17 protein-coding genes and 2 pseudogenes are annotated in these 22356 nt (G+C 72.4%); 14 read left to right on the plus strand and 5 right to left on the minus strand.

The features are described from left to right. Positions 1–64: 64 nt before the first annotated feature. Positions 65–289 (plus strand): annotated as a pseudogene (locus KN815_RS25335) (alpha/beta hydrolase); the annotation flags it as partial. 51 nt (positions 290–340) lie between these two features. Here KN815_RS25335 and KN815_RS25340 read toward each other — a convergent pair. Further along, positions 341–1696 carry a glutamine synthetase family protein gene (locus KN815_RS25340; RefSeq protein WP_216344232.1) on the minus strand — a complete coding sequence of 452 codons (1356 nt, stop codon included), beginning with the start codon at positions 1694–1696 and terminating at the stop codon, positions 341–343. 195 nt (positions 1697–1891) lie between these two features. Between KN815_RS25340 and KN815_RS25345 the strand changes: the two genes are divergently transcribed. From KN815_RS25345 to KN815_RS25405, 13 genes are all read left to right on the plus strand, one after another. Next, positions 1892–2467 carry a MarR family winged helix-turn-helix transcriptional regulator gene (locus KN815_RS25345; protein WP_216344233.1) on the plus strand — a complete coding sequence of 192 codons (576 nt, stop codon included), beginning with the start codon at positions 1892–1894 and terminating at the stop codon, positions 2465–2467. Between the two features lie 106 nt (positions 2468–2573). Further along, entirely contained in the window at positions 2574–4085 is a 1512-nt protein-coding gene (locus tag KN815_RS25350; protein WP_216344234.1) for an aldehyde dehydrogenase, read from the plus strand. Then, on the plus strand, positions 4078–5010 hold the full coding sequence (locus tag KN815_RS25355) for a 3,4-dihydroxyphenylacetate 2,3-dioxygenase (protein ID WP_216344235.1): 933 nt from the start codon (positions 4078–4080) through the stop codon (positions 5008–5010). Before KN815_RS25350 ends, KN815_RS25355 begins: the two co-directional genes overlap by 8 nt. 11 nt (positions 5011–5021) lie before the next feature. Further along, positions 5022–5870, plus strand: a complete 849-nt coding sequence (locus KN815_RS25360) for a fumarylacetoacetate hydrolase family protein (RefSeq protein WP_216344236.1) — start codon at positions 5022–5024, stop codon at positions 5868–5870. Positions 5871–5931: 61 nt separating this feature from the next. Continuing rightward, on the plus strand, positions 5932–7293 hold the full coding sequence (locus KN815_RS25365; protein ID WP_216344237.1) for a pyridoxal phosphate-dependent decarboxylase family protein: 1362 nt from the start codon (positions 5932–5934) through the stop codon (positions 7291–7293). 39 nt (positions 7294–7332) lie between these two features. Then, positions 7333–8148, plus strand: coding sequence for an acetoacetate decarboxylase family protein (locus KN815_RS25370; RefSeq protein WP_216344238.1), 816 nt, complete (start codon positions 7333–7335; stop codon positions 8146–8148). Positions 8149–8173: 25 nt separating this feature from the next. After that, positions 8174–8929 carry a GntR family transcriptional regulator gene (locus tag KN815_RS25375; protein ID WP_216344239.1) on the plus strand — a complete coding sequence of 252 codons (756 nt, stop codon included), beginning with the start codon at positions 8174–8176 and terminating at the stop codon, positions 8927–8929. A 131-nt stretch (positions 8930–9060) separates the two neighbouring features. After that, entirely contained in the window at positions 9061–10185 is a 1125-nt protein-coding gene (locus KN815_RS25380; protein ID WP_216344240.1) for a TIGR03364 family FAD-dependent oxidoreductase, read from the plus strand. A 5-nt stretch (positions 10186–10190) separates the two neighbouring features. Beyond that, positions 10191–10910 carry an HAD family hydrolase gene (locus KN815_RS25385; RefSeq protein WP_216344241.1) on the plus strand — a complete coding sequence of 240 codons (720 nt, stop codon included), beginning with the start codon at positions 10191–10193 and terminating at the stop codon, positions 10908–10910. Next, a complete protein-coding gene (locus KN815_RS25390; protein ID WP_216344242.1) occupies positions 10910–11959 on the plus strand; it encodes an ABC transporter ATP-binding protein in 1050 nt (349 codons plus the stop codon). Before KN815_RS25385 ends, KN815_RS25390 begins: the two co-directional genes overlap by 1 nt. Next, a complete protein-coding gene (locus KN815_RS25395; protein ID WP_216344243.1) occupies positions 11952–12812 on the plus strand; it encodes a 2-aminoethylphosphonate ABC transporter permease subunit in 861 nt (286 codons plus the stop codon). Before KN815_RS25390 ends, KN815_RS25395 begins: the two co-directional genes overlap by 8 nt. Beyond that, complete coding sequence (locus KN815_RS25400; RefSeq protein WP_216344244.1) at positions 12799–13596, plus strand: ABC transporter permease; 798 nt, start codon at positions 12799–12801, stop codon at positions 13594–13596. Before KN815_RS25395 ends, KN815_RS25400 begins: the two co-directional genes overlap by 14 nt. A gap of 40 nt (positions 13597–13636) precedes the next feature. Beyond that, a complete protein-coding gene (locus KN815_RS25405; RefSeq protein WP_216344245.1) occupies positions 13637–14689 on the plus strand; it encodes a 2-aminoethylphosphonate ABC transporter substrate-binding protein in 1053 nt (350 codons plus the stop codon). A gap of 8 nt (positions 14690–14697) precedes the next feature. Here the strand turns inward: KN815_RS25405 and KN815_RS25410 are convergent, their stop codons facing one another. The 4 genes and pseudogenes from KN815_RS25410 to KN815_RS25425 form a co-directional block, all read right to left on the minus strand. After that, a complete protein-coding gene (locus KN815_RS25410) occupies positions 14698–17085 on the minus strand; it encodes a glycoside hydrolase family 95 protein (protein ID WP_372458474.1) in 2388 nt (795 codons plus the stop codon). Positions 17086–17114: 29 nt separating this feature from the next. After that, positions 17115–17891: pseudogene (locus KN815_RS25415) on the minus strand (ThuA domain-containing protein); the annotation flags it as partial. Positions 17892–18100: 209 nt separating this feature from the next. After that, on the minus strand, positions 18101–20350 hold the full coding sequence (locus KN815_RS25420) for an ROK family protein (protein ID WP_253209234.1): 2250 nt from the start codon (positions 20348–20350) through the stop codon (positions 18101–18103). After that, positions 20347–22356, minus strand: a 2010-nt coding sequence (locus KN815_RS25425) for an alpha-mannosidase (protein ID WP_253209235.1), incomplete at its 5' end; no start/stop codon positions are given. The genes KN815_RS25425 and KN815_RS25420, both read right to left, overlap by 4 nt.

Here is a 22356-nt window from a genome sequence, read left to right on the forward strand (position 1 = left end):
TCAGCTAGTGACTGCCTGACGGATTGTCAGTGGCGGACGCCGAATCGCCCCGGCGGCGATTCCGCTTTCCCTGCCCTGCTCCGCAGGAGTCCGATTCCTCCCCCGCCTGAAGGCGGGGGTTTCCTCGGAGGCTCCCGATGAACGTGTGCCGCGGGCCGAGAGCTTGGCACTGTTCGACGCCCTGGCCTCGGCCGAGAAGACGCTGCACGCCAACCCCGGCAGACACGGGGACGTCCCGGCCTTCGAGCTGGACAGCGCGCTGCGCTTCTTCGCCCGGCACCTCGGCTGAGAGTGCCCCGGCACGGCCGCGCCGATCGCGGCGCGGCCGTGCCAAGGGGGCTCAGGTGATCCCGGCGTATTCGCGGAACTCCCAGTCGGTGACGTATCGCTGGAATCTGGCCAGCTCATCGCGCTTGAAGGTGAGGAACGCGGCCACGAAGGGCTTGCCGAGCACGTCGATGAGCCGGTCGTCGGCTTCGAGGGCGTCGAGTGCCTGGCCGAGGCCGGTCGGCAGCGCGGCGGCGGTGCCCATGTCGTGGCCCTGGCCGGTCATCGGCGCCGGGGGCTCCTCGGCGGCGGCGATGCCCAGGTGGGCCGCGGCGAGCACACCGGCGATGGCGAGGTAGGGGTTGGCGGTGGCGTCGCCGAGGCGCACTTCCAGGCGGGTGGCGCCGCCGCGCTCGGGCGGGATGCGCACCAGGGCGTTGCGGTTGTCCAGACCCCAGTTGATCAGCCAGGGGGCCGTCGTGTCCGGGCCGAAGCGCTTGTACGAGTTGACGGTGGGGTTGAGGAGCGCGGAGAGCGCGGGGGCGTGGGCGAGCACCCCGGCCAGGGCGTGGCGAGCCGTGGCGGACAGGCCATGGGCGCCCCGGGGCGCGTCGAACACATTCCGGCCCTCGGCGTCGACCAGGGAGAGGTGGAGGTGGAAACCCGAGCCGCCGCCGTCGTTGAACGGCTTGGCCATGAACGTGGCCAGCCTGCCCTCCGCATGGGCGAGTTCCTTGATGGCGGCCTTGAAGCGAAAGGCCCGGTCGGCGGCGTCCAGCGCCTCGCAGTGGCTGAGGTTGATCTCGAACTGACCGCTGTCGAACTCCCGGTTGCCGCCGCTGACATCGAGCCCGAGGGCATGCAGCGCCCGGACGGTCCGCAGGAGATGCCCGTCCGGGTCGCCCTTGCGGCCGGTCGTATAGACATGGCCCGGGGCGGGGGCGTAGCGCCGCCAGCCGCCGGGCGCGGCCGGGTCCGGGTCGAGCAGGACGTACTCCAGCTCCGGACCCACGACCGCGGTCAGATCCCCGTCGATCAGCAGGCCGATGACCTGACGCAGCAGATCCCGTGGCGATTCGGGCACCGGCAGTCCGGTGGCCGGGTCCCGGACGTCGCCGATGCACCCGGCCACACCCGGTTCCCACGGCAGTGCGACGAGCGTGGTGAGGTCGGGGCGTACGAGGATGTCCGGCATACCGGCTTCGAGACCGCCCGGGATATACGAGTGATCGCCCCGTGCGCCCGTGTGATACACGGCGCGGCTGAAGGCGAGTCCATGGCCGACCGCATGGGGCAGATGGTGCAGCAGGATGTCCCGGCCGCGTTCGGAGCCCAGCATGTCGGGATAGGCGACCCGTACGACATCGATGCCCTCGGCGGCGAGTGCCTCGGTCCGCCGGCGGACGCGGTCGGCTGTCTCGGCGCTCAATGGTCGCTCCGCAAAAGTTATTTGATGCCAAACGGGAGGGCCCACACGATACGAGGCGGCCGGGCCGTCCACAAGGGATCGCCGCGATGCCACCAGGATGCGAACGCCCCGGCGCCCGGCGCACCCGGGGCTACATTTGATCGCGAACGAATGACCCGGCGGCCCTTGCCGCCCGCAGCCGAGGAGGATGCCATCGTGCCCGGGCGCCGCCGATCCATCACCGAGACCGAACAGGCCGTCCAGGAACGGCTCGGTGGCTTCGAGTTGCAGCGCGAACAGATGGCCGCCGTCGCCAATATCCACCGCGCCGCCGCGGCCGTCCGCCAGCATCTGGAGAACTCCGTGCTGCGCCCGCACGATCTGACCTGGACCGGCTTCGTGGTGCTGTGGGTGCTGTGGATCTGGGGCGAGGCGGAGACCTGGTCGGTCGCGGAGGAGGCGGGCGTCTCCAAGGGGACGCTGACCGGGATCGCGCGCACTCTCGAATCACGCCATCTGGTGGCCCGCGCGCCGCACCCCGACGACGGCCGGCGTGTGCTGCTCTCGCTGACCCCCGAGGGCGAGGAACTCATGGAGCGCCTCTTCCCCTCGTTCAACGCCGAGGAGGCGTTCGTCGCCACCCCGCTCAGCGCCGAGGACTGCCTGCGACTCGCCAACGGGCTGCGCGCCATCGTGGCCCAACTGGAGGAGCACGGCGAGGAGCGCCGACGGCAACTGCTCGACGGAAGGGATCTGGCCCCGCGCCGCTCGGGCCGCCGCTCCCGCCAGTGACCACGCCCGGGGCGGCGCGGTCCCCGATCGCCGAAGGCGGCAACCTTGACCCCGCCCGGTGGCGGAGCTAGCTTGTTTGGGGCCAAACAAGCTGGAGGTTCGGGACATGCCCCAACAGCCGGACAGCGCTGTGCACGAGGCACGGATCGCCGGCGTCGCCGTCGACACCCGGCACTGGATCGGCGGCCGGCGCGTGGCGTCCGCCGACACCTTCCCCGACCTCTCGCCGATCGACGGCAGCACCCTCGCCCGTATCGCCCGCGGCGGCCCCACCGAGGCCGAAGCCGCCGTGGCCGCCGCGAAGGCCGCCTTCCCCGGCTGGGCCGCCACTCCCCGGGCCGAGCGCGCCCGCATCCTCCACGCCATCGCCGACGGGGTGGAAAAGCGCCTCGAAGAGCTGGCGATCGTGGAGACCACCGACAACGGCGCGCTTCTGCGCTCGCACCGCCGGGGGGTGATGCCACGCGTCGCCCGCAACTTCCGCTTCTTCGCCGACCGGCTGCCGGCACTGGGCCACGAGGACTTCACCACGCACACCGGCGGCCCCGCCGCGCCCGGCCACACCAACCATGTGAGCTGGGACCCGGCAGGCCCCTGTGTGCTGATCACCCCGTGGAACGCCCCGCTGATGCTGGCCACGTGGAAGGTCGCCCCGGCCCTGGCCGCCGGGAACACGGTGGTCCTCAAGCCCGCGGAGTGGTCCCCGCTGACCGCCTCGCTGCTCGCGGACATCGCCGCCGAGGCGGGACTGCCGCCCGGTGTGCTCAATGTCGTCCAGGGCCACGGGGCCGAGATCGGCGACGACCTCACCTCCCACCCGGACGTCCGCCGGATCGGTTTCACCGGCTCGGTGGCCACCGCCCGGCGCATCGCCGCCTCGGCCGCGCCGAACCTGACCCCGCTGAGCCTGGAACTCGGCGGCAAATCACCGCTGTTGGTCTTCGCGGACGCGGATCTGGAGCTGGCCGTCGACCTGGCCGTGGAGCAGTTCGACAACGCCGGGCAGGTGTGTCTGGCCGCCACCCGCCTCCTTGTCGAGGAGTCGATCGCGGACGCGTTCACCGAGCGCTTCGTGGCGAAGGCCGCCCGGTTGCGGCAGGGCGATCCGCGCGAAGAGGCCACCGACATCGGGCCCACCATCCACCCCCGCCAGATCGAGCGGATCGACGGCTTCGTACGGCGGGCGGTCGCGGCCGGTGCCCGCGTGGTCTTCGGCGGCGGCTCCCACGCCCGGCTCGGCGGGCTCTACTACCGCCCGACGCTCCTCACCGATGTCGCCCAGGACTCGGAGGTGGTCCAGGAGGAGGTCTTCGGCCCGGTCCTGACCCTCCAGACCTTCGTGGACGAAGCGGAGGCGGTCCACCTCGCCAATGACACCCGCTTCGGGCTGGCCGCCACCCTCGCCACCGGCGACCACCGGCGTGCCGAGCGGGTCACCGCCCAGTTGGTGGCGGGCACGGTCTGGGTCAACTGCTTCTTCGTACGCGACCTGCGGGCGCCCTTCGGCGGCTCCCGCCTCTCCGGCGTCGGCCGCGAGGGCGGCGCCTGGAGCTTCGACTTCTACTGCGACCTGAAGAACCGTGTGCTGGCCCCGAAGGGATTCCACGACCATGGGTGAGATCGTCGGGGCGGGGCTGCTCGCCCATGTGCCCACCATCGTGCTCCCGGAGGAGACCCGCCGCGAGCTGAACGACGGCAAGGAGATCACCCTCGTCACCGGCCTCCGCCGGCTCCGCGAGGACGTCTTCGCACGCGACGGCTACGACACGGTCGTCGTCCTGGACTCGCACTGGGCCACCACGGTCGAGTTCGTCGTGACGGCCCAGCCGCGCCGTGCCGGGCTGTACACCTCCGAGGAGCTGCCGCGGGGCATGTGCCGGATGCCGTACGACTTCCCCGGCGACCCCGAACTCGCCCACGCCATCACGCGCTTCGCCGACGCCCACGCCACCTTCATCACCGCGATCGACGACGCCTATCTGCCGATCCAGTACGCCACCGTCAATCTGTGGAAGTTCCTGGGCGAGGGCCTGCCCGGCAAGCGGTGGATGACGATCGGGGTGTGCCAGACCGGCGACATGGAGGACCACCTCCGGCTGGGCCGGGCGCTGGCCGACGGCATCGCCGCCACACCCGGCCGCCGTGTTCTCCTGATCGCCTCCGGCGCCCTCTCGCACACCTTCTGGCCGCTGCGCGAGATCCGGGACCACGAGTCCAGCGACCCGCGCCATATCTTCACCCCCGAGGCGAGGGCGGCCGACGAGGAACGCATCGCCTGGTTCAAGGAGGGCCGCCACGACAAGGTCCTGGACACCATGGACACGTTCTGGACGTACCGGCCCGAGGCGAAGTTCTTCCACTACCTGATGATGGCCGGTGCGCTCGGCGAGCGGGCGTGCGTCGCCCGGGCCTGCCAGTACGGCACGTACGAGAACGCCGTCGGCACCGGTCAGGCCCACCTCTGGTTCGACCGCCCGGCCGGCGGCTGGACCGGCGCCGGCCCGCCCGCCGCCACCGTGCCCGCCCCGCACCGCCCCGTCTGAGGAGAGCCGACATGCCCGAATACCGCCGTATCCTCCTCGACGGGGCCGTGGTGGAGGCCGTCCGCGAAGGCGACGCACTGGTCACCGGCGACGGCCGCCGCGTCGCGGCCGGGGAGGCCCGGCATCTGCCGCCCGTGGTCCCCTCCAAGGTGATCGCCGTCCATCTCAACCACCTCAGCCGCGTCGCCGAGTTCCAGGCCCGGCTTCCCGCGGCCCCCACGTACTTCCACAAGCCCACCTCGGCGCTCAACTCCCACCAGGGCGCCGTCGTCCGCCCCGAGGGCTGTAAGTGGCTCAACTACGAGGGCGAGGTCGCCATCGTCATCGGGAGGACCACCCGGAACATCGCGCCCGAGCAGGCGGCGGAGCACATCGCCGGTTACACGATCGCCAATGACTACGGCCTGCACGACTTCCGGGACACCGACGCCGGTTCGATGCTCCGCGTCAAGGGCTCCGACACCCTGTGCCCGCTGGGTCCCGGGCTGGTCACCGACTGGGACTTCCACGGCAAGTACCTGCGCACCTACGTCAACGGCGAGCTGGCGCAGGACGGCTCCACCGACGAGATGAAGTGGGATATGCACTACCTCGTCGCCGACATCGCCCGCACCATCACCCTCTGCCCCGGCGACGTCCTGCTCTCCGGGACGCCCGCCAACTCCCGCCCCGTACGGCCCGGCGACGTCGTGGAGGTGGAGGTGGAGGGCCTGGGCCGGCTCACCAACCACATCGTCACCGGCCCGGCCCCCATCCGCACCGACGTCGGCGCGCAGCCCACCGAGTCGGAGGAGGTCCGGTCCACCGCCCTCGGTGGCGACTGGGAGTTCCGCGGCATCCGCCCGCCCAAGCGGCCCTGAAGCACAGCTCGTCGTGACCAACTCGCCGTGACCAACTCGTCGTGACCAAGGAGTGGACCATATGGATCTGAACGGCTGGCTCGCCACGGCCCTGGCGTCGAACGCCGACTGGGCGAAGACCTTCGGCCCCTACCAGGCCCATCCGGCGCTGGCGGTGGACGACGACCGGTTCGCCGCCGCGTTCGAGGTCTTCACCGAGCGGCTCAAGGACAACTACCCCTTCTTCCACCCCCGTTACGCGGGCCAGATGCTCAAGCCACCGCATCCGGCGGCGGTGGTGGGCTACCTCACGGCGATGCTGGTCAACCCCAACAACCACGCCCTGGACGGCGGCCCGGCCACCGCCGAGATGGAGCGGGAGGCCGTTCAGCAGCTCGCCACGATGTTCGGCTACGACACCCACCTCGGGCATCTGACCACCAGCGGCACCATCGCCAACCTCGAGGCGCTCTTCGTGGCGCGCGAACTGCACCCCGGCAAGGGCGTCGCCTACAGCACCGAGGCTCATTACACCCACGGCCGGATGTGCGGTGTGCTGGGCGTGGAGGGCCATCCGGTCCCGGTCGACGACCTCGGCCGCATCGACCTCGACGCGCTGGAGAGCCTGCTGCGGACCGGCACCGTCGGCACCGTCGTGCTCACCGCCGGCACCACCGGACTCGGCGCCGTCGAGCCCATCCACGAGGCGCTGGCGCTGCGCGAGCGCTACGGTGTGCGGATCCACGTCGACGCCGCCTACGGCGGTTTCTTCACCCTGCTGGCCGGGGCGGAGGGCCCCGAGGGCCTGCCCGAGGAGCCGTGGCGGGCCATCGCCGAGGCCGATTCCATCGTGGTGGACCCGCATAAGCACGGGCTCCAGCCGTACGGCTGCGGCGCCGTGCTGTTCCGTGATCCCTCGGTCGGCCGGTTCTATCTGCACGACTCGCCGTACACCTACTTCACCTCCGAGGAGCTGCACCTCGGCGAGATCAGCCTGGAGTGTTCGCGGGCGGGCGCGGCGGCCGCCGCCCTGTGGCTCACGTTCCAGGTGATTCCGCCCACGCGCGAGGGGCTGGGGCAGTCGCTCGCGGCGGGTCGGCGCGCGGCGCTGCGCTGGGCCGAACTCATCGCGGAATCCGAGCACTTGGAGCTGTACCAGGCCCCGGAACTGGATATCGTCAGCTACTTCCCGGTGACCGAGCCCGCCACGCTGTCGCAGATCGACGCGTCCAGCGCCCGGATCCTGCGGGAGGGGATGACGGACGGCGACCCGGTCTTCGTGAGCACGATGCGTCTCGGCGCGGATCGTCTGACGGCCCGCCATCCGACGCTCATCCGGGACGCGGACGGTGCGCGCGTGCTGCGCAGTGTGCTGATGAAGCCGGAGTCCGAGGGCTATGTCGACCAGCTCCACGCCCGCCTGGAGCGGCTGGCACGTGGATGACGGTCACCCCCAGCTCATCCGTGTCAGGAGCGTGACGGCATGACCAGCGTGCACGGCTACTTCCCGCCCAAGACCGCCACCGGCGCCTCGGCCCTCATCCCCTCCCCGCCGTGGCACTATTCCGGCGACCTGCTCACCATCGAGTACCGCACCGACCCGGCGCGCGTGCGCGAGCTGCTGCCCGAGCCGCTGGAGCCGGCCGTCGAGGATCCGGGAGCGGTCGCGCTGATCTGGGCCGACTGGCAGTCCTGTGCGACCGGCGGACGGGAGCTGCTGGACCCGGTGCGCTCCCAGTACAAGGAGACCTTCGCGGTCGTCCGCTGCACCTACCGGGGCCGGACGTACTCGCGCTGTGTCTACATCTGGGTCGACAAGGACTTCGCGATCGCCCGCGGACTGCATCAGGGCTATCCGAAGAAGCTCGGCTCCATCCATCAGACCCGCCCCCATCCGTACGGACCCGCCCCGCGCATCGAGGCGGGCGCCCGGTTCGGCGCGACCCTCGCCGCGGCCGACCGGCGCCTCGCCCAGGCCGTGGTGACCCTGCGCGAGCCGTCGGAGACCGGCGGCTTCGTCAACGGCCACCCCATGGCCCACCACCGCTGGCTGCCCTCGATCGAGAACGGCGAGGGGCTCGCCCTCGACGAGCTGGTCGAGTCCGGCGCCGCCTCCTTCGAGGGCGGACAGGCGTGGGTCGGCGACGCCGAGCTGGAGCTGTTCGAGGCGCCCACCGAGGAGCTGGCCCGGCTGGAGATCCATGAGCCGATCGCCGCGTACTACCGCCAGGTGGGCGTGGTCTGGGACGGCGGCCGGCTGCTGGAGTCGGGCACCTCGGGCACCTCGGGCGCCCGGTAGAAACCCCGTCTGCGACGATCTCCGCGTGGACTACCCGAACGACCAGGCCCCCGGCGCCCCCGTCCGCTCCGGCATCCCGGAGCACGGCCGCGTGCCCAAGTACTACGCCGTCAAGGCCCAGATCGACCGGCTCATCGACGAGTTGGGCGAGGGCTCCCCGATCCCCACCGAGCGTGATCTCTCCGAGCGGTTCGAGGTCGCCCGGGAGACGGTGCGCCAGGCGCTGCGCGAGCTGGTGCTGGAGGGCAAGCTGCGGCGGCAGGGGCGCGGCACGGTGGTCGCGGGGCCCAAGCTGGCGCAGCCGCTGTCGCTGGCCAGCTATACCGAGGGCGTACGGCGCCAGGGGCGCACCCCGGGCCGTGCGCTGGTCACCCTCGACCGCTTCCCCTGCCCCGACGCACTCGCCGCCGAGACCGGCCTGACGCGCGGCGAGCCCGTCTGGCATCTGGAGCGGGTCCTGCTCGCGGATGACGAGCGGGTCGGTCTGGAGAGCACCTACGTGGCCGAGGCGCGCGTGCCCGATCTGGACACCGCCTTCGATCCGGACTCCTCCTTCTACGCCTATCTCGCCGAGCGGGGCATCGCCTTCGGCGACGCCGACGAGCGGATCGAGACCGTGCTGGCCACACCGCGCGAGGCCCTGCTCATCGGCACCCCGCCGGCCCTGCCGATGCTGCTCATCCACCGCGTTTCGCGGGACACCGCGGGCCGTCCGCTGGAGCGGGTGCGCACGCTGTACCGGGGCGACCGGTTCTCCTTCACGACACATCTGAGCGGCTGAAAAATACCCCTTTGCCCCTCCTTGTCGCATCACAAAAAGATAACGGGTCTAGCCCAAATGTGATGCCCGGTTCACGCTTTCGTTGACAGCCGGATTCCTCCGGTTCCCCAAACCCCTGGAGCGTGAACGCCGTGAGAGTGATAGTCGTCGGAGCCGGCGTGGTGGGCACCATGCACGCCTGGCACGCAGTGGAACGCGGCCATGAGGTCGTACAGATCGAGCGCGAGACGGAGGCTCGCGGCGCCTCGCTGCGCAATTTCGGCCAGATCTGGGTGAGCGGCCGAGCGGGCGGCGAGGAGCTGGACACCGCGCTGCGGGCCCGGGAGCTGTGGGAGGACATCGGCGGCCGCGTTCCGGCGCTGGGCTTCCGTGCGAACGGTTCCCTGACCCCGGTCCGCGGCGAGCTGGAGCTGGCCGTCGCCGAGGCCGCGGTGGCCCGCGCGGACGCCGCCGCGCGCGGCTACAAGCTGCTGACCGCGGACGAGGCACGGGCCCTCAACCCGGCCCTGCGCGGGGAGTTCGACGCCGCCCTGTACTGCGAGCGGGACGCGGCCGTCGAGCCGCGCACCGCCCAGCTCGCCCTGCGCGCCGAGTTGCTGGGCTCCCCGCGGTACACCTTCCTGCCCGGCCGCGAGGTCCGGGAGGTGACCGGCGAGCGGGCCGTCCGCGACGACCACGGCGAGGTGCACACCGCTGACGCCGTCGTCCTGTGCACCGGCGCCTGGCTCGGCGGCCTGGTCCGCGAGCTGGCCGGTCCGGATCTGCCGGTGCGCCGCGTCCGGCTCCAGATGATGCAGACCGACCCCCTGGGCGAGCCGCTGACCACCTCGGTCGCCGACGCCGACAGCTTCCGCTACTACCCGGCGTACGCCTCCCCCGCCCTTCAGGAGCTGAACGCGCGGCAGCCGCAGGCCGACACGGCCGAGGAGCACCGTATGCAGTTGCTGATGGTGCAGCGCGCCGACGGCGGGCTGACCATCGGCGACACCCACGAGTACGCGCACCCCTTCGCCTTCGACACCCTCGAGGACCCCTACGACCACCTCACCGGTGTCGTGGAGTCCCTCCTCGGCCGCCCGCTGCCGAAGATCCGGCGCCGCTGGGCCGGGGTGTACGCACAGTGCACCGACACCGGCCGGGTCGTGCACCGCCAGCGGGTGCGCGACGGCGTCTGGCTGGTCACCGGGCCCGGCGGGCGCGGTATGACCTGCTCGCCCGCGATAGCCGAAACCACCGCGAACGAACTGGGCTGGTGACACACATGGCTACCCCGACCGACAACACCACCGATACCACCGGCACGATCCGCCTGGTGGCTCTCGACATGGCCGGCACCACCGTCGCCGACGGCGGCCTGGTCGAGCGCGCCTTCGACGCCGCCTCCGGTGAGCTGGGCGTCCAGCCCGGCACTGCCGACCACGCCGAGAAGCTCGCCTATGTCCGCGCCACCATGGGCGAGTCCAAGATCTCCGTCTTCCGTCATCTGTTCGGCGCCGAGGAGCCCGCCCAGCGCGCCAACGCCGCCTTCGAGCGGGCGTACGGCGAACTCGTCGACGGCGGTCTGATCGCCCCCGTGCCCGGTGCCCGCGAGGCCATCGAGGAGCTGGCCGCCGACGACCGTACCGTCGTCCTCACCACCGGCTTCGCCCGCGTCACCCAGGACGCCATCCTGGACGCGCTCGGCTGGCGCGGCCTGGTGCCGCTCACCCTGTGCCCCGCCGACGCGGGCGGGCGCGGGCGGCCGTACCCGGACATGGTGCTGGAGGCGTTCCTGCGGACCGGGGCCGCCGAGGACGTGGCCCAGGTGGCCGTCGTCGGCGACACCTCCTACGACATGCTCAGCGGGGTCCGGGCCGGGGCGGGGCTGGTCGCCGGGGTGCGCACCGGGGCCCACGGCGACCAGGCGTTCCGCGCGGCCGGGGCCACCCATGTGCTGGACTCTGTCGCCGAGCTGCCCGCCCTGTTGCGGGGAGTCGGCTGATGGGCATCCGCTTCGACGCGGTCACCGTCGCCTACGACGGGAACGTCGTCCTGGACGCCCTCGACCTCACGGTGGCACCCGGCGAGGTCATGGCGCTGCTCGGGCCGTCCGGATCCGGCAAGACCACCGCGCTGCGGGCGGTCGCCGGGTTCGTTCGGCCCGCCTCCGGGCGGGTCTTCCTCGGCGACCGCGACGTCACCGATCTGCCGCCGCACCGGCGGGGCATCGGGATGGTCGTCCAGAGTTACGCGCTCTTCCCGCATCTGCGGGTCGAGGACAACGTCGCGTTCGGCCTCAAGGCCCGCAAGGTGCCCAAGGCCGAGATCCGGACCCGGGTCGCCGAGGCGCTGGAGATGACCGGCATGGCCGCCTACGCCCGCCGCCACCCGCGCGAGCTCTCCGGCGGCCAGCAGCAGCGCGTGGCCATCGCCCGCGCGCTCGCCATCCGCCCGGACGTCCTCCTCCTCGACGAGCCGCTGTCCGCGCTCGACGCCCAGTTGCGCTCCGGCATGCTGGCCGAACTCGCGCGGCTGCACCGGGAGTTGCCCGAGGTGTCGATCCTGTACGTCACCCATGACCAGGTCGAGGCGCTCACCCTCGCCGACCGGATCGCGGTGATGGACAAGGCCCGGCTCCAGGCGTGCGGCACCCCGCGGGAGCTGTACCGGGCCCCGGCCGACGCGTTCACCGCCTCCTTCGTCGGCAACGCCAATCTGCTGCCGGTGACGGTCGGTTCCGCGGGTGTGTCCTTCGCCGACGCCGAGATCGCGGTCGACACGGCGGGGGCCGTACCGGGCGCGAGGGCCACCCTGTGCGTACGTCCCCATCTGGTCGGCATCGGGGCGGGCCCCAACCGGCTCACCGGCACGGTGGCGGAGGTCCAGTGGCGGGGCGCCACCCACCGGCTGTACGTGGACGTGGCGGGGCACCGGGTGATGGCCGACGTACGGGAGCTGCGCGAGCCGCCGGCCCATGGCGACCCCGTGACCGTGCACTTCGCGCCCGAGGACGCCGTGCTGCTGACCGCCGGGGTGGGCGGCCATGGCTAGCGCGACCCTGAGCACTCCGGCCAAGGCCCGGCCCCGCGCGGCGGCCTGGGCCTGGGCGCTGCCGCCCGTCGGCCTGCTCGCCCTGGTCTTCCTCTATCCGCTGGCCCTCGTCGTCCAGCAGTCCGTACGGCCCGACACCGGTGGCACCTCCGTCCAGCCGTACGCCGATGTCTTCGCCTCGGAGGCGTTCCGCGAGGCGCTGTGGACCACCGTATGGCTGGCGGCGGCCTCGACCGCCGGATGCCTGGTGCTCGGCTTCGTACTGGCGCTGATCATCGCGTTCGTGCCCTTCCCGGGGGCGCGGGCGGTCTCGCGCTTCATCGATGTCTTCCTGTCCTTCCCGTCCTTCCTGATCACCCTCGCGCTGCTGTTCATCTATGGCTCGACGGGCATGGCGGGCGGCCTGTGGACGGATGCCACCGGGGCCGGTGAGGGGCCCTTCCAGTTCCTCACCACGCCCTGGGGCGTACTGCTCGCCGAGATCACCTACTTCACACCGTTCGTGATGCGTCCGCTGCTCGCCGCGTTCTCCCAACTGGACACCGCGCAACTGGAGGCGGCCAGTTCGCTCGGCGCCCGGGCGCCCCGGATCATCCGGCGGATCATCCTGCCCGAGTCGCTGCCCGCCCTCGCGGCGGGCGGCAGCCTGGTCCTGGTGCTGTGTCTCAACGAGTTCGGCATCGTGCTCTTCACCGGCGCCAAGGGCGTCACCACCCTGCCGATGCTCGTCTACGGCAAGGCCATCCTGGAGTCCGACTACCCGGGCGCCTGTGTGGTCGCCGTCGTCAACGTCCTGATCTCCGTGGGCCTCTACGGCCTCTACCGGGTGGTGAGCCGCCGTGCTGGTGCATAGCCGCAAGGCGAGGTGGGCCGTGTGGGGGGTGTTTCTGATCCTCTTCCTGCCCCTCTTCGCCCTCCCGCTGCTGGTCGTGGTCGGCGCCTCCTTCGCCACCCACTGGTCCGGTGTCCTGCCCTCGGGGATGACCACCGCCAACTACCAGGCCGCCACCCGTGGCGAGGCCCTCCAGGCGCTCACCACCAGCCTGGTCACGGCGGTCACCGCGAGCCTGCTGGCGCTGGCCGTGGGCACCTGGGCCGCGCTCGCGGCGGCGGGCCTGCGGAAGCGGTCGCGCAAGGTCCTGGACGCCCTGTTCGTCCTGCCGGTCGCCGTCCCCTCCGTCGTCGTCGGCCTGGCGATCCTGGTGGCCTTCTCCCGGCCGCCGGTGCTGCTCAACGGCACCCGCTGGATCGTGATCGCCGCGCACACCGTCCTGGTCACCGCCTTCGCCTACCAGTCGGTGTCCGCCGCGATCACCCGTCTGGACCCGGCGTACGAGCAGGCGGCGGCCTCGCTCGGCGCCCGCCCCGCCACCGTGCTCCGGCGGGTCAAGCTGCCGCTGCTGCTGCCGTCGCTGACCGCGGCCGTCGGCCTCTGTTTCGCCCTGTCCATGGGCGAGTTGAGCGCCACGATGATGCTCTACCCGCCCGACTGGACCCCGCTGCCGGTCCTGATCCACGCCGCCACCGACCGCGGCGCCCTGTTCACCGGCTCCGCGATCGCCGTGGTCCTGATGGCGGCCACCCTGCTGGTGCTGCTCGCCGTCTCCCGGATCCGCACCCGCGCCTCCTACCGCTGACCCCGCGATTCCCCTTCCACCGCAAGGAGTTCACCTCGCCATGCCCGCAAACGTCCGCAAGCCGCTCGCCGCCCTGTGTGTCCTCGCCCTCCCGCTGACCGCCTGTGGCGGCAACACCGCCGCCTCCGACGAGAAGGTGGTCACCGTCTACAGCGCCGACGGCCTCAAGGGCGAGAAGGGCGACGGCTGGTACGACCGGATCTTCAAGGACTTCCAGAAGGAGACCGGCATCAAGGTCGAGTACGTCGAGGGCGGCTCCGGGGAGATGGTGCAGCGCGCCACCCGCGAGAAGGTCAATCCGCAGGCCGACGTCCTCGTCACCCTCCCGCCGTTCATCCAGCAGGCCGACACCAAGGGCCTGCTCCAGAAGTACACCCCGAAGGGCGCCGATCAGGTCGGCGGCTCCGACAAGGCCACGAACGGCACCTGGACGGCCGTGGTCAACAACTACTTCGGCTTCGTGCACCACACCAAGAAGGTGAAGCGGGCCCCCGCCACCTGGGAGGACCTGCTCGACGGGGACTACCGGAACAAGCTCCAGTACTCCACTCCGGGCGTCGCCGGGGACGGCACCGCCGTCCTCATCAAGGCGATGCACGACTTCGGTGGCGAGAAGCCCGCCATGGACTATCTGGCCAAGCTCCAGAAGAACAACGTCGGCCCGGCCGCCTCCACCGGCAAGCTGGCGCCCAAGGTCGACAAGGGCGAACTGCTCGTCGCCAACGGCGACGTCCAGATGAACTACGCCCAGTCGAAGTCCATGCCGAACCTCGGCATCTGGTTCCCGGCCCGCAGCGGCGGCAGGCCCACCACCTTCGCCCTGCCGTACGCGGCCGGTCTGGTCACCAAGGCCCCGCACACCGCGAACGGCAAGAAGCTCCTGGACTACATGCTCAGCCGCACGGCGCAGAACCAGGTCAGCGAGGTCGGTGGCGGCTTCGCGGCCCGTAAGGACATCGAGGCCACCGACGCCAACGCCACCGCGCTCAGCAAGCTGATGGACGGTGTGGAGGTCTTCCAGCCCGACTGGAACGACATCCAGAAGAACCTCCCGTCCTACATCGACGCCTGGAAGTCGGCCACCGGTAGTTGAGCCCCGGCTCAGGCGGGACGTACCAGGTACACAGCGCCCGCGTTCGCGGTGAAGGCCGTGACACCCGGCTCCGGCCGGGTCGTGGGGACGGGCGCGTCCCCGGAGGTCACCTTCACGTCCTTCGCGGTGCGCAGCCGCGCCGGCCCGCCCGCCCGGGCCGTCAGCCGCGCCTCGTTCAGCGCGCCGCCCCGCCAGCTCAAGTCCACTTCGAAACCGCCCCGCGCCAGCAGGCCCCGCACGCTTCCGTCCGGCAGTTGCGACGGGAGGGCGGGCAGCAGATGCAGCTCGTCGTGCTGGCTCTGGAGCAGCCATTCGGTCACTCCGGCGCAGGCGCCGAAGTTGCCGTCGATCTGGAACGGCGGATGCAGGTCGAAGAGGTTGGGGGCGGTGCGCTCGGGGGTGAGCAGATCGGCGAGGAGTTTGTACGAACGGTCTCCCTCCAAAAGCCGCGCCCAGAAGTTGACCTTCCAGGCGAGCGACCACCCGGTCCCCGCGTCACCGCGCCGCACCAGGGTGGTGCGGGCCGCGGTGAAGAGGTCCGGGGTGCGGGTCCGGCTGATCTGGTTGCTCGGATGCAGCCCGTACAGATGGGAGACATGGCGGTGCTGCTGCTCGGGGGCGCCCGCGTCCCAGTCCTGCTGCCACTCCTGGAGCTGGCCCTGCGCGCCGACCTTCATGGGGGCGAGCCGTCCGCGCGCGGCGAGCGCCTGGTCCCGGAAGGCGGCGTCGATGTGGAGGGTGTCGGCGGCCGAGGCCACGGCGCCGAACAGGTCGCGCAGCAGTTGCGTGTCCATCGTCGGCCCGGCGCACAGCGAGCCGCCGCCTCCGCTGTGGTGGGCGTTCTCCGGGGAGACCGAGGGGCAGGTGACCAGCGCGCCGGTGGCCGGGTCGGTCACCAGCGCGGCGAGGAAGAACTGGGCCGCGCCCTTGAGGACGGGGTAGCGCGCCCGCAGTTTCCCGGTGTCGCGGGTGTACCGGTAGTGCTCCCAGATGGCCATGGACATCCAGGCGCCGCCCATGGGCCACATGCCCCAGAAGGCGCCGTCGACGGGGGCCGTGCCGCGCCAGGCGTCGGTGTTGTGGTGGGTGACCCAGCCGTCCGCGCCGTACTGGGTGCGCGCCGTCGAGCGCCCGGCCACGGCCAGCTCGTCGAGCAGGACGAAGACCGGCTCCCAGCACTCCAGGAGGTTGGCGGGGGCGGCCGGCCAGTAGTTCATCTCGGTATTGATGTTGATGGTGTACTTCGAGCCCCAGGGCGGGCTGGTGAGGTCGTTCCAGATGCCCTGGAGGGTGGCCGACTGGGTGCCGGGGCGGGATGCGGCGATGAGCAGATAGCGGCCGTACTGGAAGTGCAGCTCGACCAGTTGCGGATCGCCGCCGGAGGCGAAGCGGAAGACGCGCTCGTCGGTGGGCAGGGCCGCCGCGTCGCTGCTGCCCACGTCCAGCGCGGTACGGCGGAACAGCGCGCGGTGATCGTCGACATGGCGGCCGCGGAGTTGGCCGTACGGGCGGTTCGCCGCCAGGTTGAGGTCCGCGGCCGCCCGGCCCGCCGCGTCACCGCTGGCGTTCTCCCAGTTCACATAGGTGGTGCCGATGGCGATCAGGACGGTCGCCGCGTCGGCTCCCCGGACGCTGACGGTCCCGCCCGCGCTGGTGGTGGTGCCGCCCTCGGCGAGCACCCGTACCAGCGCACGGAACCCCACCGCACCGTCCACCCCGCCCGTGGCGTCCCCCTTTCCGTCGATCGCGGCGGTGAGCGGGTCGGGTGAGGACAGGGAGGTGTGCAGCGGGCTTTCGAACGTGGCGCCGAAGGACAGCGCGCCTTGTCTCGACGCGGACAGCCGGACGACGATGACGCGGTCGGGAGCGCTGGCGAACGCCTCACGGGTGAACGTCACCCCGTCGCGGGTGTACGTGGTGGTGGCCACCGCCGAGTCCAGGTCCAGCTCCCGCCGGTAGCCGGTCACCGTCCCGGCCGTCGGCAGGCTCAGCAGGAGGCTGCCGACGGTCTGGTACTGCGCCTGGCCGCCGGGCACCCCGAGGAAGTCGGAGTTGATGAGCGTCTCGGCCTCGGGCCACTTTCCGTCGAAGACGAGCTGCCGGATGCGGGGCAGGGCGGCCAGGCCCTTGTGGCTGTCGTAGCTGTGCGGCCCGCCGGCCCAGAGGGTGTCCGCGTTGAGCTGGAGCCGCTCGGTCTCCGTGGCCCCGAACACCATCGCGCCGAGCCGTCCGTTGCCCAGCGGCAGGGCGCTCAGCCAGTCGGCGGCGGGCGCGCGGTACCACAGCGCCAGCGGCCGGTCCGCCTTCTGGCGCCCGGCGGGCTCCGCGGCATGGGCCGTCCCGGCGGGCAGGCCGGTGGCGGCGAGGCCCGTGGTGGTCGTGGCGGCGAGGGCCATGAAGTGTCGGCGCGGCACATCAGGGGTCACTTGGCCACGCCCATGGCGTAGGTGATGCCACCGAGGAGGTGCTGCCGGAAGGCGGGCTCGGCGTAGGACTCCTTGGTGTGGCCGAGACCGGTGTAGAAGGCCCGCCCGCCCTTGTACTTCTGGTACCAGCTAATGGGATGGTCCCCGTTCATGGTGCCGCCGGAGTACGAGGACTCGTCCAGCGCGGCGAGCACATGCACGGTGGCCGTGGCGCGGGGATTGGTGCGGTAGTTGTACCACTCGTCGGTGCGCACCCAGGTGTCCCCGAGGTGGCCGGTCGCCGGGTGGGCGTGGTCCTCGACCTTCACCGTGGCCCGCTGGATCGCCGGGTGGGACTGGAACCACGCACCGCACAGCCCGCCGTAGAACGGCCAGTCGTACTCGGTGTCGGCGGCGGCGTGCACCCCCGCGTAGCCGCCGCCCGCCGCGATATAGCCCTCGAAGGCCGTCTGCCGGCCCGAGTCGAGGACGTCGCCGGTGGTGGACAGGAAGACCACCGCGGCGTAGCGGGCGAGGTTGCCGGGGGTGAAGGCGGCGGCGTCCTCGGTGGCGTCCACGGCGAAGCCGCCCTGCGCGCCCAGGTTCGTGATGGCGGCGATGCCGTCGGGGATGGAGTCGTGGCGGAAGCCCGCCGTCTTGGAGAAGACCAGCACCCGGCCCGCCCTCGGCCGCCTGCGGGCGGAGGTGGCCCGGGCGGGCGCGGCCGCCGCGCCGGTGAGCAGCACGGCACCGGCCGCGGCCTTGACCACGGTGCGGCGCTGGGTGGGGACGGGCAGCTCGGGACGTTTCCTGTGCACGGGGAACCTCCGGGAGAAGTGTGATTCTCAAAGGGGGTTGGGCACAGGCGCGCGCCGTCGCGCCTAGGGCGCCGCACGGCTGCGAGCCTCGGTGAGGGGGCGGGCTGCCTCCGTGGGCGTAAGGGGACCGTACCGAGTCGGCCCCACTTTGCAAAGCCCGTTGACAAAAGCTGTGGCCAGCCATCCGGTCACCGCCTCGTGGGCGCGGGGCGGCCCGCCAGCCGCGGTGTGAACGTGGCGTGGAAGATGGTCGACGCGGCGCCGACGGCGGCGGCCTCGCGGCTGAGCACGGACCGTTCGACATCGACCCGGCGCAGCCGTCTGGCGGTCGGGAAGTCGTTGACGATACGGGAGATCTCGGCCGTGTAGAGGTCGGCGACCCTATCGGTGAAGAACGGCCCGCCGAGCACGACCAGGTCGATGTCCAGCAGGTCCACCAGGGACAGGGCGCCCCTGCCGATCGCCCCGGCGACCTGGCGCACGGCCTGCTCGGCGACCGGGTCACCGGCCCCGACGGCCGCGCTCACCAGCCGGTGGGCCTCGCGCGGGTCATGCGCGGCGCGCGGGCCGAGGACCATGCCGAGCCGGGCGGCCGTCTCCGGGATGGACACCGGCGGATTGCATTCGGGCAGGATCTCCGGTCTGCCGTCCGCGTCGACCCGTTCCAGGGCCACGGCGCACAACTGGCCGAACTCCCCCGCGTTGGCGCTGACTCCGCGGTGGATGTCGCCATTGAGGAACAGCCCCGCGCCGACCCCGGTGCCCAGGTACAGATACACGAAGTCGCGGGCGCGCCGGTCGCGCCCGATCCAGCGCTCCCCGATGGCCGCGGCCAAGGAGTCCTTCTCCATGACGATGGGGCAGGGGAAGCGGTCCTTGAGCATGTACAGCAGCGGCACATCCCGCCACACCGACAGCAGCGGCGGGTCCAGGACGGTGCCGGAGGCCACGTCGACGGGTCCGGGGGTGGCCACGCCGATGCCGAGGAATCCGCCGGGCCGCACCGCGCCACCGGCGGCGGACAGGACCCCGCGGCCCAGCCGGGCGATGTGGTCGACGAGCTGGTCCGGGCTCGCGGTCTGCGCGACGGGTTCCGTACGGCTGCGCACGATGGCGCCGTCGAGGTCGACCACGACCGCCGTCAGCACCTCGGGGTCGACATGGATGCCCAGCGCGTGTCCGGCGTCACCGCGCAGCCGCACCGGGGTGCGCGGCTTGCCGGAGGTGGCCTGCCGCCGGTCGTCCTCGACCAGGATGCCGCGGTGCAGCAGCGAGCGGGAGATCCGGGAGACCGACTGCTGGGTGAGGCCGGTGCGGTGCGAGATCGCGCCGCGGGTGATGGTCCCGGCCAGCCGTACCGCCTCGATGACCACGCACTCGTTGAAGGAGCCGAGGTCGATCTGGTTCGCGCCGCCCCAGGACTCCCGGCGCTGCTCGCCACCGGCCCGGGAGGCGTCGGCGAAGTGGCTGGCGATGGGTTCCCGGAGCCAGCGCACGGGCTGCCGCTCGCGGGCGGTGCCGGGCCGGTCCGCGTAGCGCGTGAGGGCGGCGGCCAGGTCGAGGTAGACGCGGTGCGAGGACTCCGGGTGCCGGGTGCCGGGTGCAGTCCAGGCCGACCATGGCCCGCAGGAAACTGCGCCAGGTGGTGCGCGCCGGAAGGCGTGGTGGACCACCCCGCCCCGGGCCCGCCGCTGGGCCGGCGGCCCGTCCTCCCCGGTGTCCCACAGGGTGATGGCGTGCAGGGAGGCGCCGGGGTGGCGGCGCCGGGCCTCGGCCAGGTATCCGGCGGGCCTGTCCTGGCCACGCCGCTCCCCCGGCGCCGGGGACGGCGGGACCTTCAGGGCTGCCTCCACCCCCGCATCGACGGCGGCGATGACATCGGCACCGGGAGAGGCGCCCGGGGAAGCGCCGTGGTGGTGCTCGGGGGCGGCCGGGCGGGTGCCGACGAGCAGCAGCGCCCGGTGGGTGTCCAGATACAGCCCGAGCACGCACACCTCGGCCTGCGGGAGCGGGGGGCGGGTGGGCACGGCGGGGACGGTGGCATGGCCGGGGGTGACCTGCCAGCGCTGGCGGATCGCGGCGACGGCCGCGTGGCTGTAGCCGAGTTCGCGGGCGACCGCGCGGGAGGCGCCGCCACCGTCGGGTGCCAGCACCGTACGGGTGATGACCTCGGCCTCGTCGATGATGCTGGGCCGCCCGGGCCGTGGCCGCTCCCGCAGGCCCGCCACGCCGGAGGCGTCGAAGCGCTGCCGCCAGTTGCCCACCGTCTGCCGGGAGACCTCGAGCCGCCGGGCGATCTCGGCGTTGCGCAGCCCCTGGGCGGCGAGCAGGACGACGGCGGCGCGGACGGCACGCGAACCGCCCTCCGCCGCCCAGCGCTCCAGCAGTCCGCGGTCCTCCTCGGGCAGTCCCGGGGTGTCCTGGTACGGCGGGTTCACGACGCCCCGCGCGCCAGCCGGAGGGTCAGGATCTGGAACGGGCGCAAGTTCAGGTCCAACACGCCTTGGATATAAGCCAGTTCGGCCGTGGGGTTCTCCATCAGGTCGGTGACCTGGGCGCGCTCGACGGCGAATCCGGCGGTCAGGGTGGTGCGGACCCGGCCGCCTCGCGATTCGTAGAGCCGGACCACCACATCACCGGAGCGGTCGTCGGCGAGCTTGACCGCCTCCACCACGACGCCCGGATCGCCCACCGCGACCAGCGGCGGCCCGGTGAGCCGGGGCGCGGCGGGGCGCAGCGGGAGGCTGAACGCGTATCCCGCGGCGACGGCGTCGCCGACGTCGGCGCCGGGGTACAGCGCATAGCGGAAGCGGTGCCGGCCCCGGTCGGCATGGGGGTCGGGGCTGTGGGGGCCGCGCAGCAGGGTGAGCCGGAGGGTCGTGGTCGTTCCGCCGTCCTCGCGGGTGTGGCGGGCGACGTCGTGTCCGTAGGTGGAGTCGGTGAGCAGGGCCGCGCCCCAGCCGTGTTCGCCGACGTGGATCCAGCGGTGCGCCCACGCCTCGAAGCGGGCGGCGTCCCAGCTCGTGTTCTCGTGGGTGGGCCGCTCGACATGGCCGAACTGGATCTCGGACGCGACGCGTTCGGCGTGTACGTCGAGCGGCCAGGCGGCCTTGAGGACGGTGTCCTCCTCCCGCCAGTCGATGTCCGTGTCGACCTCCAGGATCCGGCTGCCCGCGGCCAGGCTGAGGCGCTGTACGACGACGGACCGGCCGGTGGTGCGCTCCACCCGGACACAGGCCAGCAGCGGGCCCTCGTCGTCGAGCCGGACGGCGGTCGCGGTGTCCAGGTCGCGGTGGGTGTTGCGGTACTGGGCGTCCAGGTTCCAGGCGCTCCAGCGCACCGGATCGTCGGGGTGGAGCTGGAGCAGGTTCCCGGCGCCACCGGGCGCGATGGCCTCCCTGCGGCGGTCGTGGTCGTATGCGGAGCGGACCAGCCCGTCACCGTCGATATGGACCGTCAGCGCGCCGTTGGCCAGCACATATCCGCCCGCGGCGGGACGGGCGGTGACCGGCGCCTGGTCGGTGGTGCCGGTGCCGAGGACGGCGGCGCCGAGCGCGGGGGCCTGGGCGAGCACGGCGTACCGGCCGTCGGACAGCTTCTGCACCGGGCCGCATGCGGGCGGCGCATCCAGGCGGACCACCTCGCGCCGCCCATGGGGAGCGGCGTTGAGGACGGCGAGTGGTTCCGTGGTGTGCGGGGTGCCCGCGGCGCGGGCGATGATGCGCTCCAGGCCGCGGTGGATGGCGCGGTAGGTCTGCTCGGCCTGCTGGTGGACCCAGGAGATGGCGGTGCCGGGGAGGATGTCGTGGAACTGGTGGAGCAGCACCTGCTTCCATAACGCGTCGAGCGTCTCGTACGGATAGGGCTCGCCGGTGCGCACGGCGGCGGTCGCCGCCCACAGCTCGGCCTCGCGCAGCAGGGCCTCGCCGCGCCGGTTGCCGCGCTTGGTGCGGGCCTGGCTGGTGTAGGTGCCGCGGTGGGTCTCCAGATACAGCTCGCCGCGCCACACGGGCGCGTCGGGGTACTCCTCGCGGGCCTCGCGGAAGAAGTTTGACGGCGACTGGACGCTGACCCGTGGCGAGCCTTCGAGGTCGGCCAGCCGCCGGGCCTTCTCCAGCATCTCGCGGGTGGGCCCGCCCCCGCCGTCGCCGAAGCCGAAGGGGGCCAGCGAGCGGGTGCCCGCGCCCTTCTCGGCGTACGTGGCGACGGCGTGGGCCAGCTCGGCGCCGGACAGGGTGGCGTCGCAGGTGTCCACGGGCGGGAAGTGGGTGAAGATCCGGGTGCCGTCGATCCCCTCCCACCAGAAGGTGTGGTGGGGCGGCTTGTTGGTCTCGTTCCAGGACAACTTCTGGGTGAGGAACCAGCGGGCGCCCGCGAGCGCGGCGAGCTGCGGATAGGCGGCGGTGTAGCCGAAGGAGTCGGGCAGCCAGACGCCGTCGGTCTC

Origin of the sequence: Streptomyces niphimycinicus (genome assembly GCF_018883605.1) — a bacterium.
In the GTDB taxonomy this organism is placed as follows: Bacteria; Actinomycetota; Actinomycetes; order Streptomycetales; family Streptomycetaceae; genus Streptomyces; species Streptomyces niphimycinicus.